This window comes from Methanosarcina spelaei, assembly GCF_002287235.1.
GTDB classification, from domain to species: domain Archaea; phylum Halobacteriota; class Methanosarcinia; order Methanosarcinales; family Methanosarcinaceae; genus Methanosarcina; species Methanosarcina spelaei.
The window spans coordinates 1-16,692 of the sequence record NZ_LMVP01000538.1; the positions used below are offsets into that span (position 1 = coordinate 1).

The following is a 16,692-nucleotide window of genomic DNA, read 5'->3' on the forward strand; positions in this document are numbered from 1 at the left end:
TCTACAGTATAGTAATTTTTTCCAAGATCAAAGCTTTGAGGAACATTGTAATTATCCGGGGAATTGGAAGCGCCTTCTGCGCATGATATCATAGCAAGCAATAGAAAAGAGATTATTATCATTTTTTTCATTTTATGCCTCCCTCCTGAAGAGACGGACACCTGCAGTGAAAGTAACAATAGCAAATAGTGAAAGTATTATCAAATCCGTAGATATGGCGTTCAAACCCTGACCCTTGATCATAATAATACGCATAGCATCTATTGCATATGTCAGAGGCAAACAGTAAGCTATATAGCGCATCCAGTCAGGAACCGAACTCAAGGGAAAAAACACACCTGTAACAAACATTGATGGCATAGTAACCAGCATGTTTAACTGAAAGAAAGATTCCATATCTTCTACCCTTGAAGACATGACTATCCCCATCCCTACGCCACCTAGAGTGAAAACAATAAGCACCAGAGAAATAAGAAGCCAGCTACCATTCATATTGAATCCCAACAGAAAATATGCTGCAAGTATCAGGATAACAGCTCTGCCCAATTGCAGTATTAGCTGATATATCGTTTTCCCGAGAATTACAGATCTCTTGCTGATAGGCGTCATTAACATACGAACAAGTGTACCATCTTCTTTTTCTCCTGCAATAGCAGAACCTGTGGTTGCTACAGAACCCATAAAAACGGTGAGGGCTATAACACCTGGTATAAGGAAGTCCAGATATTCCAGATTACCGTAAATGTTGGGAATGTTTAAAGACACTGACCCTGTTTTCGACAACAATTGTCTCATATAATTTACAATTATGCTACTTGTGGTAGTGTCTGAGGAATCAGTAAGGAGTGTCAAAGTCGTACTTTCGTTTTTCGTTGCGCTCTCACTATATTCCGGCGGAATGATCAGAACGCCTTTATACATTCCATCATTTATTTTACTTTCAGCTTCTGACTGTGACATGTCCTTTGTGTAGGTTACAGAGAACATCGGGTCTCCGTTGTATTTCTCAGTAAAGCTTCCAATTTCCTGAACAAGAGAACTTGAGGCTCTGCCGGTATCATCATTGACTATGAGAATAGGAGCTTCTTTGACTGTTCCACCCATGCCGTAGCCAAAAAAAACTATCATGATTATAGGGAATAAAACAAGAGGGATTATGAGCGCTTTTTTTCTAAAAAGTATTTTGAATTCTTTTTTTGCTACAATTAAGGAATCCATTAGCTCAGTTTTTATTGTCATTTAATCACGTACCTCTTCTCCTGTAAAGCGTACAAAAACTTCTTCAAGATTTGTACTCCCAGTTTTTTCCTTTAAAATCTCCGGGTTATCGAGAGCTACCAATTTGCCTGAGTCCATCACAGCAACCCTGTCACAGAGATTATCTGCCTCCTCCATGTAATGGGTTGTAAAAATAAGGGTTTTCCCTTCGTCGTTGAACTTTCTGGCAAGTTTCCAGATAACATTTCTGGTCTGGGGATCAAGCCCGGTTGAAGGCTCGTCCCAGAATAAAATTTCAGGATCATGTAATACTGCAGCGATTACTGATAGTCGCTGCTTCATGCCTCCAGAAAAGCCTCCAGTAAAACGATCGGCACTCGCTTCAAGACCTACAAGTTTCAGATAATAATCAATTTTTTCTTCCATTTCCTTTTTTGGAACATTATAGAGATTACCCATAAGTTCCAGGTTCTCTCTTGCTGTAAGGAGTGGGTAAAGGCTGAGCTTCTGAGGGACTATACCTATTAGTGGTCTTATTTTATCGTCCTGTTTGTCAACATTAAAGCCTGAAACTTTTATACTGCCGCTTGTAGGCTTTATTAACGTGGTAAGCATGGAAAATGTGGTGGATTTGCCAGCTCCGTTTGGTCCTATCATGCCAAAAATTTCTCCTTTGAATACATCGAAGCTGACATCGTTCACTGCGGTTATTTTCCTTCCTCGTGAATGAAAAACTTTAACAAGATTTTTAACCTCAATAATTGGTTCCATTTACTCACCTGTTTTTCAGTTCTCTTCAACCTTCAGGATACCTTTAGTAAATATGTCAATAAACCGTTCAATTTCCTCATCATGTTCACCAAAAAAACTGTCACCAAATACTTCTCTTAGTAAAGATGTATAAACAAAATAACTGACAAAAGTTATTGCTGCAGACCTGGAGTTTGTAGTACGCATTTTTCCGTTTTTAATTTGCAAATCGAAATATTCGCTCAAAGGCTTGATATTCATTTGAAGAAAAGATGATAGAGCCTCAGAAACTTCAGGTCTCCGTCTTCCTTCTTCAAACAACATGAACATAAACATCCGGCGTTTGCTATCCTTCTTTTTATCTCTCATAGCTTTTGCAATATTTTTTCCCAAAATACGAAGCTCTGTTTCAAGGTCTACATCTTTTTCGTTTTGAAACAATTGGAATAAGTCCTCCAGTGATGAAAAAACAGTTTGATTGTTAATTAACACCTCTTTCAGCAGGTTTTTTTTTGACTTGAACTTTCGGAACAAAGTTACCTCGGCAACGTTTGCCTCTTCCGCAATTCTTCGGGTAGTCGCACCCGTAAATCCTTCACTGGCGAATACTCTCAAAGCTGCGTCTAAGATTCTTTGTTCTGTATCATCCATGTAAGTAAGTAATTACTTACTTACATTTAAATATATTGTTAGTATACTAAATAATTTTTTTTAATCTACATAAAACATCGAAGCTTGTTTTAACTCGATTGTGAACAAAATAAAGCGGAACTTTGAGATATCCGTTTGAAAATACAGATTCTAAAACACGTATCTCATTATATATTGATTAAACTATATATAAACTGTTATGGTACTTACTTTCTTAGACTTTATTCGACACATTTTTTATATTATTATATTTATACTTAGGATCTAATAAAATCGATATGATTTAACTGAAAAATCAATAGCATCAAACCGCTTTGAATCTTTAACTGTTAAAATTGGAGGGAAATGAAATGTCAAAAAGTAAACTTATATATGCAATTTTCATTTGTATTCGGTTAAGGATTTTGAGCTGCTGATCTCGATTTCGACGGAAAAACTCAAACCCAAATGTTTAGTGTTTAAATTGAAATCGATATCAGATTCCAGTTTTGCATTTGATGAATAATTTAACAAATTTTATGAAAATCAATTCAATTGATAACGATTTTTCCTTAACCGATGACCAATGATGCAATTTTAGTGCTTTCTCTGATAGTGGGGGCAATTCCACTTGTGTTTGGTCAAATTGCTGAGAAAAAAGCTTCACCAAAAAACACATCAAATAATACATCTTTAGAAACAAGAGAATCCTTGTCAGAAAATGTATCGGTATCCACACCTTTGGAAACGACAGAAGATAAATTATCATCATCACCTGAAAATGTCACGGAAGCACCTGTTAATGCCACAGTCGCCAGTTATGGTTATACACAAGACGTGTATTATGATGTACAGGTACGAACCATAGACACAGTAGACGATACAGGTCTTACAAGTGTTATGCTTCAGGATAGTTCCGGTAATCCACTAGGTTGGTTCTGGATTAAGTGTCCGCACGATACCCAAGAAATAGAAGTGTATTCAACGCTGCTATTATCCAGACAATTTCATGATTACGTAACTGTATATACAGATGAAGATGGATATATTTATCGGGTGACATATTAACACAAGATAACATAAGGATTACATATTAACACAATAAAACAAATCTGTAAAATCTCAGGAAACTGAACTCATATAGGTTCGAATCTATATGAAAAAAGACTGTAAGATATCTAAGGCTTTACAGAATTACACTTCAGAACTACACTTCTACAAAACTATTTATTTTTCTTTTTAAGAGCATATAATATATTTATAAAACTCTTCCACTAGTCATCGGTTAAATAATTTTCGTGCTGAAAGTTATCGATTTTGCATTAGAGGTCGGCTTTAAATTTTGGTCTATTTGCATGGAATCTATACTTTGTTCCATCTCGTAATTTATTAAAATATTTGACAAATATTGAGGAAATTGATGAATTTGTCACGATTTCTCACTTAACCGAAGACTCATGAATTCCATCCAAGTAATTCTCTCTCAGAGGTAATTCAATATTTGAAAGGAGGCAGTTCTTACAGCTATTCAAGCTCCATCCTGATCTAAAAAACAATATTGGAATAGAAGTCTATGGTTAAATGGCAAATTCTATCGATTCATTGGAAAAGTACTGCTGATACAATCAAGCATTACATTAAAAAATCGCAAGGAAAACCGGGTGAAGAGTCTCAATTACATAGGTTCGTGAGATCAGAGCAAGGAAGACTTGATGATTTCTAACTGCCAGACTACCGGGCGGGCGGCCCGAAGCATACCCCATCCTTTTTTAGGGTGGGGTGGCTGCACGCAATTTGATTTCAATCGTAAGTCACGAGTATAAAGTTCAGGCTCTATAAAAATCCTCTAATCAATCACTAAAATCTAACTTTGTACCTTTAGTTATCTATTTGGAAATTCATAAGCCCGAAGATTTCTACGAAAGCCCGGATATGCCATATGAATCTCCTTACAGGTAATGAGGATAATTAGTTAACCATTTTTCAGAATCAATTACAACTGGATATTCTGCATTTACCCATGCTGTAAGGCCGTCTTGAATATTATATACTCTCTTGTAACCGGCATCAACTATTATTTGACTTGCAATGCTGCCTCGTTTCCCGGTATAGCAATAAACAACGATTTTTGTGTTTTTGTTTTTTGGCAGTTCATTAATTCGATTGGGCAGTAACTGGTCGTCGGACAAATTAACAGGATCATGTGCAGGCACGTTTTTTAATGGTATTAATATCGCTCCTTCAATGTGAGAATAGTTATATTCTGCAGGCGTACGAACGTCCAAAAGAAATACGTTTTTATTTTCCAGTATGTTTTTAGCTTGACAAGCTGTGATATTCTTATAATCTGGGACAATACAATCAGTCTTAGGTGCTGCTCCTGCAATGCTCGGAGCAATTATGAGAAGTGCAATCAGAATTGCAATAAAATATGATATATATTGTTTATTCAACTCTACTCCTCCAGTAATACATTTTACCTTCTTTAAACTTCAGGGAGAACATAGAGCCTTAGAAATACTTTGAAATAGCGCGTTATATAACGTTTTACTTCTTAAAACACCGCCAAACCTAGCTCTCCCTTAAAAATATTTTTATTTTAGGTAAAATATTTATTGAGCCTATCCCAAAACATTATCTAATCTACTATTACCGCCAATATTATAACTACTATTCTGGCATTATATTGGTTTTGGGATAGGTTCATTTTAAAAAATACAAAATCCACCAGGAGACAAGTGATATTTTCCGATAAATATTTTTGAAACCTTCAGTTACTAAGTAAACGAAGATTATAACTGAAATACATTCAAAGATATTTAATAATTTGGTTTTCAATTCAGAGAGTCGAACATTACACAATAAGAGAAATTGCCCTTTAAAAAATAAGTTTTGAAGGAATCCTAAACTTTAAGGTTTTATAGATTTTAATGAGAATTTAATTCCAGTTAATATCGATAAAAGGATAATTCTAAAACTTAAAAATGTTTAAAAAGAGAAAATAACGTTTATTTTTGCCAAAAAACGTTTTCAGAACCAGGACAGTAAAGAGTTGTTTTTCTCTTTTTCATCCTCTGCCATTAAACTATCAACCTTTCCTTCTTCGTTAGACATATAATACGATTCTGCAATTAATTTTTTCAGCTCTGGTGTTTCTTCAGTGAGATTTGTTAGGCCCATGATTCCGTAATAAACTATGAAATAATCTTCTCGAGTTTCAAGGAAAGGTTTCTCATACACTAGAAAATATCCCGAAGTCTCAGGGCTTTGATATCCAGTTGCATTAAACGAGTGAGAACCAATAGTTGGACCCCAGGAATTATTAGCTTCATCTCTCTTAATCTTTTCTTGAAGCTCTGTACTAATATTTAGTTTCTGCTGGAAAACACTACCATTTGCGTTTAGACATCGATAAAGAGTATCTTCCCCTTTTAAAAATTCAGATTCATCGTCAAAGTACCAGACATTTATAAATTTACCTTCGGAGTACTTTCCTAAATTACAGTAAGGGGAAATTTGCGGAAAGAATGAAGTACATCTCTGCACATTTCCTCGCCAGGCTCCAGGTATGTACCATTTAGGCATTGACTCTGAACGGGGCAGCCCTGGCCCGATTAAAAGAGTATCGAGAATAAACCATATTCCAACAAGAGCGACTATTAAGAATACCAGAAAAGCTATCTTTTTATTCACTTTGTTGTAAAACATATGCTTGGACCAGTCCAATGAAATTATAAAGTGATTAAGTCTGACCTGGATAATTTTTATGAAAAATTTATCCATTTAACATAAAGAATCTATTTCTGTTATCTATGCAGTAAAAAGAATAAGAAATTTATTACTACGGGAACGCAGAGGGTCACGAATACCCGTCCTTCAGGAGTTGTCCGACAATTCAAATTCAGGGCAAAAATCTGTAAAAAAATAAGGCTTTTAAAGCCTTTAAATAAAAAAAGGAGGAATTTTATCGCTAACTACGGTTGTGAAACAGCCTGTGGAGGTTTGGGTATTCATAATTCTTCGCGCTCCCAATTTAATTGTTGGGAGTTGTGAGATCAGCTCAAAATTACTTTTCTAGATCTTGTATCCCACTTTCCGCACTTGAACACAAATGTAGAATTTATTTGCCTAATTGCCCAAAATAATTCGTTTAAGGATAGGCTAATCTTAATCTACTGCCATACTGGGAAAGTTGATTGCGTTTTTGTGTGCATCTGCGGAAAGTGGTTTTTTTGTAAGTAACTGTTCGAGCTTCTGAATTTTGGATTCCAATCTTTGATGCCACCTCTGATTGAATTCCAAACATTACAATTTTTAAACACCTATATAATCTGTATTACCAAAGTCTCTAACAATTAACACTTTAATCAACTTTATAAACATTGGTGATTGAAACAAATCAGTGTGTTAATTTTTATCAATGCATCCGTTGTGGGATGAGTTCATAATAAATGTATAACGAATTAAGGGGAAATCAAGAGAATAATAATCTCTATCTAATTCCTTTAAGTTGAAAAGCTACGAAGGAGAAATCATCCTACTAAACGTTAGATGGTATATCACATATCTTGTAAGTTATGGAAAAATGATTTCAGAGTATGCTGGATAACACCGTTTTTGGCTGTCCTGTAGGACTTCTCTGTAAGTTCCACACTTCCTTTTACTTCCATAATTTCCGTGTTGAAAGTGCGGGCAAAATCCTGGACATTTTTATGGAAATCAGGATCGTATGAAAGGCCAGTATCAAGTTTTACAACTCGTGAGTACCTAGGGTCCTTCAGGAAATTATCTCTGAAATTCCGGGATTTCTTTCTTTCTTCTTCCATCTGCTTCCAGCTCGAAGCCCACATGGACGTGAAGTAGAGGGCGCCAGTCCCCCTGCAGGCGTACATGATTTCGTCGTAGGCGGCGTTTCCACCGAGAGCGGCGCTTATGCAGTCTGCCACAACTTCCCCATTTCCGTCTTTCAGCCAGTAAAGGGGGCAGTCAAGTTCCGAAAAGTTTTCTTCCAGATTCTCAAAGGCTTCTCCGCAGCTGCAGTAAAAGAGGAGGATTCCATCCGAAAACGAGGCCATTTCTTTGATATTTTTGTAGATTTCAGACTTAAGGATATTAAGATCATCATGAAGCCCCAGTCTAAGGGGGGGGTTTACGACCACCGTCACCCTGTGAGCCGCTTTGAGTTTTATCTTCTCGTGAATTTTTCTGAAAAAAGGAAGTATAAACAGGAGTTTTGAAATCGTCATCAAGCCAGAGTCGTTCCCGTTTCCCAGGAGAAAGGGAACCTTGTCCAGGGGCGTTGTTCTGGGCAGGCAGTTATCGGATTTGAGCTTCTGGAGTAGCCCGAAACTATCCTTGCCTTCCACCACAATCAACTGCTCCAGTTCTCTATCACTCTAAATGATATGGGAAAGTTCGTCCTCAAACATCCTGCAGGCGATAATACTCAGTATGGGCATGTGAAAACCTCTTTCAGACTGTTTTTTATTCTGCTTCCAATTTAGGTAGTTTTGCATATCCCGTCATAACGGTATATTTGCATTTTGTATGCTAATATCACTGTTTTGGGTTACGTTGCAAAAATTGTGAGGAAATTCAATGGGATAAACAGAAGCTCAGGAGTGAGCTATTCCAAAACTCAGTATTGAATCTCTAAGTTTCAAATTCCTATAAAATTAAGTTTTTAATCATGAAAATTATTCCGAAATTCACCTTATAATCTGAAGTTCTCTATTGATTATCCTTAATTTGACAAGTCATTTTGAGTTTTGGGATTAACTCCTATAAAAAAATAGGTGTCATCAGTTACCTGTTAAAATTAAATTTTTCTTTATAAGGTTATAAAAGTATAAATAACATTATCATGTTACAAGGTAATAACAAAAACGACATAATTTAAATGAATATATTACGAATTAATATAAATATGATAAAAATGAGGTGTTAATTATTATGTTAAGCCAAGAATGTATGTTAATTACTGAAAGTAAAATCGATATACACAATATTCAAGACACGTGGAACGCAGCGATTGCTCATCAAAAAAATGGTGATTATGATACAACAGCAATGGCTGACATATACAGGCGTATGGATCCCAGCCTAACGATGAAAGATATTGCTAATGTATTCAGTGCGGTATATGCGGATAATTATTGGAATGGAATAAAAATGGATTCGTCTTTACTTGCTGCTTGTATGGTGAAGTCTGTAGGCTATGATCCAACACTGGCTCAACAATATGCGTCTTCTGCCATGCTTCAGTGGAGAGGTATATTGATCAGAAGGCTTCAATCGGATCAAGGAAAAATTCCAGAAAATGACAATTGTAATTGCCTGGATATAGTGTGCAACGAAAATACTCCTCTTGATGCAGAACAGTTAATTACAAATTGGAACAATAAATTCTGGAATAGATCGCAAACTGACAAAAATTATGTATATGTTCGTTGTCAAAATCTTCAATTTTTGGGAGCCCTTACTCCAAAAGTAAAGGTGTTTAATGCTGATCCCGGTTTTAATCAAAGGCCATCAGACTGGGTACAGCTGGAAACTGTAAACACTGGAGATATTGAAGGAGTTGTAAATCTTATTAATGGAAGTCCGGGTCCTATGAATATTAATGTTCGTGGAGTTAGTGAAGCATTTATGTTTGACCCTAAAACTGCAAAACATTCATGCTTAGTTGCTGCAATTACCACGGATTTCTTTACCAAATCCGATCCTTTAACGATATCCGGGAATTGGGACGCAGCAACCTGGCGTAGAAATAACGGAGCGAGTGGGTGGCTTAACGTAGATCCTATTGCAGTTGAGTCAACTCTCAAATTTAATAACCTGGATGGCCGTCCTGAAAAATTTGCTTTTGAAGCCCATTGCAATAAAGTGCCGGAAGGTACAGTGGTAGCTCTTAGATGCAAGGACCCTCAATTGTCTGATATAGATAGCGGCGATGTTAAAGTATCGCGTGGATTCCAAATTGTCTCTACCGAAGGTGTGGTTCCTGCGAATTATAAAGGTGATCTGGAAGTGTTGATAAAAACTCCAGATAACATGCCAATTCCTAAAGAATCTTCTGTTGAGGTGAAGATGATATGGATTTTAGATCATAATCATGACCGATATTTAGATGCCGCTGATATGCTTGATTTTAATGAAGGGGCTAGAGCATTGAGAAGTGTAAGAGTACCTATGGGCAGCTTCACTTTCATGGGGTCTCTTAAAGAATAGATGTGATAACGTAGCGATGTAATTATGGATCATATTAACTGGATGGCTCTTCATAAGCAAAAAGGATTTTAGAGTCTGTTGATTGGTCCATATAGGACTTACGCGGTTAAACCCAAAAAAGTGACATGGAACATTAAACTTCACTTCATGCGTCTTCGGTTAAGTGAAGAATCTTGATAAATTGCCCCCACTTCCTCAATAGTTGTAAAATTTTTGATTCTATTGTAGGCTGGAACAGGGTATCGATTTCATGTGAATTGGCCAAAATTTAAGGTAGGCTTCTGGTGCAAAATCGATAGATTTCGGGCAAGAAAATTCCTTAACCGATAACCAATGAACTTCACTTTCTACATTACTTATTGCAGAACGGCTTATACTTTATATAGTTCATTTACTGCGTAAGTCCTACCACAATTAAATCTTAACATCCTTACTATTTTTCATGATTAGGTTAAATTAGGTTAAACAGTAAGGATGGCAATGTAACCCATATTTCACAGTACTTTTTTTGAAAATCAATACTTTTGTAAAACTAGTCGAATTTTGAGACAGCCTGAAAAGGATTTTTTAGTTTGGTTCTTAACAAACTTTCTCAATAATCTCTTCCAGCGTCAGAAGTTCCTGTTCTCCTGATACCATATCCCTCAGCGTAAGCTTCCCTGCTTCTAATTCTTTTTCTCCGACTATGACCACGTAGTCGGCATTGATGGTATTTGCATAGGAGAGCTGGGCTTTGAAGTTACGTTCCATGAGGTCTACATGGACCGGCACATATTTTCTTAATTCATTTACAAAACCTATCGCTTCCAGATGGACATCGGGTTTCGAGATCAACATAATGGTTTTAGGGGCAGGAGGAGTGAGAGGGCAGATCTCCATAATCCTGTCAAAACCTATCCCGAAGCCGGTTGAAGGCACATCTCCGCCTCCGAAAAGCTGGATAAGCTGGTAAGAGCCTCCACCGCATACCTGTTTCTGGGCACCGAGGCCTTCGGCATAGACCTCAAAAACCATGCCTGTGTAGTAGTCAAGCCCGCGTGCAATCCCGAAATCAAGGGAGTAATCGACTTCGTATGCGTCGAGAAGCTTGAGGGTCCTTTCAAAGCTCACAAGCTCAGGAATATTTCCTACGATTTTTATTACTTCAGGAAGAATATGCCTGCCTTCAAGCTTGATCAGGTGAAAAAGGTCGGATTTGAGCTGTTTTTCGGCCCCTATCTCTTCAAGCAGGGCTTCGAGACCTGCATACTCTTTCTTGTCCACAAGCCGCATGACATTGCTCACGATTTCGGGTTCAAAACCGCTCAAGAGCGTACGTATGACTGCAAGGTTTCCGAGCTTCATGTCACCCTTCACTCCTACGGCTTTTAACATGGCGTCGGCAAGGGCAATAACCTCGGCATCGGAATCGGGTTTTCCGCTTCCTATAAGTTCAACCCCGAACTGCCAGAACTCCCTGAAACGACCTTTCTGGGGACGCTCATAGCGGAAACAATTCTCGAAATAAAACAATTTCAAAGGTTTTGGAAACGGCTGAAGTTCGTTTATATACAGGCGCATGACAGGAGCAGTAAGCTCAGGCCTGAGAGTCATTTCCCTGCCGCCTTTGTCCGTAAAGTTGTAGAGTTCCCCTATAATCCCTTCCCCTGACTTCAGGGTGAAAAGATCTAGATGTTCAAACGTGGGTGTAATAATCTCACTGTAGTCCCATTTGCGGGCAACGTCTCGCATAACACTTTCCACGTATCTTCTCCGGGCAGTATCGGCGGGTAAAAAGTCCCGGGTACCTCTTGGTCTATTAACTGTCATTCTTAAATGCACCTGATAATAAATTAAAACAATTATTTTAAAACATAATGTTGTAAGGCATAACTTTAGGGCATAATATTAAGGAGCAGTATTAAGGCATAGGCATGAGATTAGGCATAAATTGCCAGTCCATAAGATAATCTGGGTAATCTCTGGTTTACTGACACACATATTTCTGATTTACTGATATTCTAATAAGGGCCTTATTACTTATCCGAATTTTACGCTGCTTAGCTTAATTGATGATATGCTTTTTAGCGATTCTGGAAGGTAGTAGTTAAAAGCAAACTATTTTACTTTTTCGATACTATATAAATTCGGCAAAAAATAGTAACTTGAAGTTGGCAAAAAAATGGCAGCTCAAGGAAGAAGTTTGAATGAACCGAAAAAGGCTGAAAGAAATGAAATTTTTGAGTAGTGAAGAAAGAGTCTTAAGTAACAAAGATTAAAGTTGGAAAAATAAGTAAAAAATAGTTCAATGAGTTTTGTAATTTGAGATTCACGGCTCTAATGCAAGCAATAACTTCAAGGTTTGAGGTACACAGGGCAAGAATCTCTTCACGTTTTATCAAGGAGAAAAGTGACTCGCTTTATATCCAAATTTTCCCTGGAAAGAGAAAGTTGTGTAACCGTAGCAAAAATGCTGGCAATATGCTGATTTTTCTGCATATCATTATTTCAGGAACTGCTGGGTAAAAATTCCATATTAAGATGTCAATTTTCTCCATAGTATGTAAAAATTTGAATTCAAATTTACAGCAAATAATAAACACTGCCAATGAGAATCAAAGAAATAAGGGCATTTCTTATGAACTATTAAAGAAAAATTTCAAACAAATGAAAATTGATGCTCGGAAACACAACAAAATAAAACTCTCCCAAATAAAACTCCCCTACATTCCAAAAAATATAAAAACGTATGGTCCAATATAATAACATGAAACATCTAATGGAAAATTTGCGTGTTAAAACAAATATTCCCTTAAATTTAGTTAAAAAGGTTCCACGTAAAGTTATTACAAGTTTATCAGATGACCAAGTCTATCCACAATCATGTCTCAAAGCAAGTAATGACTATAAATTTTTCGTTAATTTTAGGAGAGATCCAATTTATAATCGGGTTTTAGAGCACGTTTCTTGCGATCAGGGAAGTGAATACCTTAAACTACTATATGACCGTAACGATGCTGAGATATTATATTCAATAAGCTCATTCAAGAAGAATGACCTCTACGGAAATCCAAGAATGTACGAATACCACAAAATTGGCATGATCTCACCCACTACCCTTCGATATATTAAGGTTCTTTCCGACCTTAAGATTCATTTTCAAACACTGAACAACTTCAATATTTGTGAAATCGGCGTTGGATATGGAGGACAGTGTAGGATTATCAATGCTTATTATAAACCAGCAACATACTGTTTAGTAGATATAAAGCCAGCTCTTGATCTCGCTCAAAGATTTTTAGATAATTATATTATCCCCTCTACTTTGTCTTATAAAACAATGAACGAATTGGATCAAAAAAACTATGATTTGGTCATAAGTAACTATGCCTTTACAGAGCTTCCTCGTGTTATTCAAGACGTTTACTTAAACAAAGTAATTTTAAACTCAAAAAGAGGTTACATAACATATAACGAAATCACTCCAGAAGAATTTAATTCGTATAAAGCAAATGAACTAATTAAAATAATTCCTGGCTCCATAATATTAAAAGAGGAGCCTCTTACTGATCCAAAAAATTGTATAATAATTTGGGGTTAACATATAAGCAATTGCCCTAACATTTAGAGTTCTCTAAAAAAGTTTTTTCAAGGGTTTTGAGTCTTACTAGCCAGATTAAATTATTTACCAGATTAAATTACTTATCAGATTAAATTATTTACTAGATTAAATTATTTACCGGATTAAGTATAGTAGGCAGCTCTTTAATAAAAGTACATATTAAAAATAATTTTTTTACCTTTTAGTAGCTTTAAATTTTCCTATTTTTGCGATTAAACTCATTTTCCGTAGTAATACACAAAACTACTATCACATAAAAACTACTATCACACAAAAACTACTATCTCAGCTTCTTAATTGCAGGTAGATTAAAAATGAATTAATCAGCCAATCAAGTTTTTTAGGCAATTTAGCAAATAAATCTCCATATAATATCTTTGCAGAATGCGGAATTAATATTTACTACTATATTTAACCCTTAATTCTAAATTGATCCAATTTTAATTCGTTTTTATTCGTTGTTTATATGCTTAATTCTTACTACAAATCTATAACACTGGAGATTTACGTTTGGATTTTAAAGAGCTTAATAAAATTAATTAATATCTTTCATCTGTAAAATAAAGTATAATGGATTCCGAAAGCCTAAGTTTTCGCAATCAAACAATTGTAAAGCAAATAAAGGCAAGTTTACGTTGAATAATATAATAAGCAGATTAATATACATGATTCACACTAAATATTTGCGATTACCGTGTCCGAGCAAAGAAGTGTACCTTTAAGGAAACATCTACTGGACCTGAAGCCCTGCAGGCATGGAGGGTTAGTTCAGGAAACATCTGAAACTTACGGGATTCCTGAAAGTGAAATTCTTGACTTCAGTGCAAACTTTAATCCTCTGGGAAATCCTTTTGAGCATCCGGAAAGCGGATTGAACTTTGGTGAGATTCTTAATACTGGCTTTAAGAAACTTACCGAATATCCTGACAACAGGTATCCTGAGTTTCGGGAGGCTGCTGCAAAGTTCGTAGGGCTTGGAGTAAGCCCAAAGAATATTATTCCGGGTAACGGTTCAACGGAAATTATCAGACTTGTAGTGGAATGCGTGGTTGAAAAAGGAGATATTGTCCTTCTGCCCTGGCCCACTTTCGGAGAATACGAGATGCAGTGCCGGATTATGGGAGCAGAACTGCAGTACCCAAGCCAGGATGAAGTCGAAACACTTCCTGATGAGCTTCTGGAAAAAGCAAAAATTCTCTTTATTTGCAACCCCAATAACCCGACAGGTAAACTCCGTACCCGAGAAGAAATCAAAGCTCTTGCAGAACGCTGTACTAAGCATAAAACCCTTCTTTTCGTGGATGAGGCTTTTATCGAGCTATCTGATCCTTTACAGAGCGTTGCAGACCTTGCAGCAAACAACAATTACGTTTTTGTCATGCGTTCTCTCACAAAGGACTTTGCAATCCCGGGAATCAGAATGGGCCTCGGAATAGCTTCCCCTGAAGTAGCTGAAATTCTGGATACTGCCAGGCTTTCCTGGAACCTCGGAACCGTAGCAAATGCTGTAGCGACCTCCCTTCTTAATATTGAAGGCGGGATTGAAAACCCATACCTGAAAAAAGCAAGAACTATGATCAGGGAAGAAGGAAAGATTTTTAAAGCTAAACTCGACAGGATAAGGGGTTTTCAAGCCGGAGAAGTGAATGTAAACTTTATTTTAGTTAATATCAGCAAATTCATGCTTGATTCAACGGAATTAACTGCACGTCTGGCAGCTCGCGGAGTCCTCATAAGGGACTGCTCTTCCCTCCGCGGTCTTGGAAAGGATTACATAAGGCTTGCAGTCCGGACCGCAGAGGTAAACGACAGGCTAATTGCCGCAATCGGGGATGTAATTACCCAGTGGGGTAAAGAACAGGCAAAGCAAGAACTGAAGAATGTAATAGAAAAGGCTTCTGAAGAAGGCATTGGAGGCAGGAAAACCTGCGAATATTATCCCTGCCATTTTGAAGGCCAGAACTGTACCTTCTGCTTCTGTCCATTCTATCCCTGTGAAGACGAACGTACAGGAGGAAGGTGGATCCAGAGCTCAAGAGGTGGAAAAGTCTGGAGCTGTGTTGACTGTCATCTGGTTCACAAAACCGAAACTGCGCAGAAAATCCTTGACTGCCTTATGCAGGAAGGAGATACTGATGAACTCGTGAAAGTTGCCTGGAAGAAAGTAATGGAGCCTATCCTATGATTGTGCCAGACAGCGGGCATCTTGCCCTGGTGCTTTTGCTTGCAGCCGCTATAGATATAGTTTTCGGAGAGCCGCCTGCTGCCGTGCACCCTGTAGTATGGATAGGAAAACTAATCAATGTCTTAAAAAATGCAGCTCCTCAGACCCACAGGAAAGCCTACGGAGTTGTAATGGCTCTCTGCTGTGTTTTTTTTACAGCTTTACTGGGTTACTCCGTGCTGTACATTACAGCCCTTCCGGGAATTCCCAGGGTGCTTGCCCTTCTTATAGAGGCTTATTTCCTAAAAGCCACCTTTGCTATTAACTGCCTGCTCAGCCCTGCAAAAGATATTTACGGACATCTCGAAGCAAATAGGTTTGACAAAGTCCGGGAAATGCTCCCTATATATGTAAGCCGGAACACTTCAAAACTTACCAGGACCCAGATGTCTTCTGCAGTTATCGAATCTGTGTCCGAAAACTATGTTGACGGCATCCTGAGTCCCATTTTTTATTATGCCCTTTTCGGAGAATTCGGGCTTGTGGCGGCATATGCGTTTAAAGCCATAAGTACTCTGGATTCTATGGTTGGGTACAAAACCGAACCTTACAAGGAACTTGGATATTTCTCAGCGAAATCCGATGATGTATTGAACTGGATTCCTGCTCGCATCTCAATCATATTCATTCTGGGAGCAGCCCTTATAATGAGTCTGCTCCCGAAAAAACTGGGGAAAATTTCCCCTCTAAATAGCATAAAAAGTGCCTTTGAAGACGGAATGAAAACTCCGTCTCCTAACTCCGGCTATCCCATGGCAGCTACTGCAGGAGCGCTCGGAGTCAAACTCGAAAAACCCGATACTTATATACTTGGGGCCTTATACCCTCCAACCGAAGTAAAAGATATAATACGGGTATCCCAATTAATAGCAGTTGCTTCAGGCTTCTCGCTTGCTGCCTGTGCGGCAGTAATTCAGTTAGCAGGAGTATACCTGCATCTGTGACCCTCCCTTTGCTTGCCAGAGCCCGATTCCTGATATAATGCGAATTCTATGCGGAAATAGGTTCTATGCGGAAATAAGTTATGGGGAAATAGGGT

The 16,692-nt window shown here is 37.5% G+C and carries 12 protein-coding genes and 1 pseudogene; 6 read left to right on the top strand and 7 right to left on the bottom strand.

From position 1 onward, the window contains the following. Positions 1-132 precede the first annotated feature (132 nt). From ASJ81_RS20060 to ASJ81_RS20070, 3 genes are read right to left on the bottom strand one after another with little or no spacing between them, the layout of a single operon-like run. The gene (locus ASJ81_RS20060) at positions 133-1,239 is read right to left on the bottom strand and encodes an ABC transporter permease (RefSeq protein WP_095645906.1); all 1,107 of its coding nucleotides are present in this window, start codon (positions 1,237-1,239) and stop codon (positions 133-135) included. Further along, entirely contained in the window at positions 1,240-1,989 is a 750-nt protein-coding gene (locus ASJ81_RS20065) for an ABC transporter ATP-binding protein (RefSeq protein ID WP_095645907.1), read from the bottom strand. Between the two features lie 15 nt (positions 1,990-2,004). Then, positions 2,005-2,619 carry a TetR/AcrR family transcriptional regulator gene (locus ASJ81_RS20070; RefSeq protein ID WP_095645908.1) on the bottom strand — a complete coding sequence of 205 codons (615 nt, stop codon included), beginning with the start codon at positions 2,617-2,619 and terminating at the stop codon, positions 2,005-2,007. Positions 2,620-3,177: 558 nt separating this feature from the next. Between ASJ81_RS20070 and ASJ81_RS20075 the strand changes: the two genes are divergently transcribed. Further along, positions 3,178-3,666 (top strand): hypothetical protein, encoded by a 489-nt coding sequence (locus ASJ81_RS20075; protein WP_095645909.1) that lies wholly within the window; start codon positions 3,178-3,180, stop codon positions 3,664-3,666. 391 nt (positions 3,667-4,057) lie between these two features. After that, positions 4,058-4,321 (top strand): annotated as a pseudogene (locus ASJ81_RS20080) (transposase); the annotation flags it as partial. 226 nt (positions 4,322-4,547) lie between these two features. On the opposite strand, the gene ASJ81_RS20085 reads toward ASJ81_RS20080, so the two are convergent. From ASJ81_RS20085 to ASJ81_RS20095, 3 genes are all read right to left on the bottom strand, one after another. Further along, a complete protein-coding gene (locus ASJ81_RS20085) occupies positions 4,548-5,051 on the bottom strand; it encodes a rhodanese-like domain-containing protein (RefSeq protein ID WP_095645910.1) in 504 nt (167 codons plus the stop codon). Between the two features lie 577 nt (positions 5,052-5,628). Then, complete coding sequence (locus ASJ81_RS20090; RefSeq protein ID WP_095645947.1) at positions 5,629-6,306, bottom strand: hypothetical protein; 678 nt, start codon at positions 6,304-6,306, stop codon at positions 5,629-5,631. An 851-nt stretch (positions 6,307-7,157) separates the two neighbouring features. Continuing rightward, positions 7,158-7,967: a DUF1638 domain-containing protein gene (locus ASJ81_RS20095; protein ID WP_245860364.1), complete on the bottom strand. Its 810-nt coding sequence runs from the start codon at positions 7,965-7,967 to the stop codon at positions 7,158-7,160. Between the two features lie 583 nt (positions 7,968-8,550). Between ASJ81_RS20095 and ASJ81_RS20100 the strand changes: the two genes are divergently transcribed. After that, a complete protein-coding gene (locus ASJ81_RS20100) occupies positions 8,551-9,828 on the top strand; it encodes a hypothetical protein (RefSeq protein ID WP_095645911.1) in 1,278 nt (425 codons plus the stop codon). A 579-nt stretch (positions 9,829-10,407) separates the two neighbouring features. Here the strand turns inward: ASJ81_RS20100 and hisS are convergent. Then, positions 10,408-11,637: a histidine--tRNA ligase gene (hisS, locus tag ASJ81_RS20105; RefSeq protein ID WP_095645912.1), complete on the bottom strand. Its 1,230-nt coding sequence runs from the start codon at positions 11,635-11,637 to the stop codon at positions 10,408-10,410. A 949-nt stretch (positions 11,638-12,586) separates the two neighbouring features. Between hisS and ASJ81_RS20120 the strand changes: the two genes are divergently transcribed. From ASJ81_RS20120 to ASJ81_RS20130, 3 genes are all read left to right on the top strand, one after another. Further along, positions 12,587-13,408, top strand: a complete 822-nt coding sequence (locus ASJ81_RS20120; protein ID WP_212556120.1) for a putative sugar O-methyltransferase — start codon at positions 12,587-12,589, stop codon at positions 13,406-13,408. A 715-nt stretch (positions 13,409-14,123) separates the two neighbouring features. Then, positions 14,124-15,614, top strand: coding sequence for a threonine-phosphate decarboxylase CobD (gene cobD / locus ASJ81_RS20125; RefSeq protein ID WP_095645916.1), 1,491 nt, complete (start codon positions 14,124-14,126; stop codon positions 15,612-15,614). Further along, positions 15,611-16,597, top strand: a complete 987-nt coding sequence (locus ASJ81_RS20130) for a cobalamin biosynthesis protein (protein ID WP_095645917.1) — start codon at positions 15,611-15,613, stop codon at positions 16,595-16,597. The genes cobD and ASJ81_RS20130 overlap by 4 nt, the downstream gene beginning before the upstream one ends. Positions 16,598-16,692: the final 95 nt, after the last annotated feature.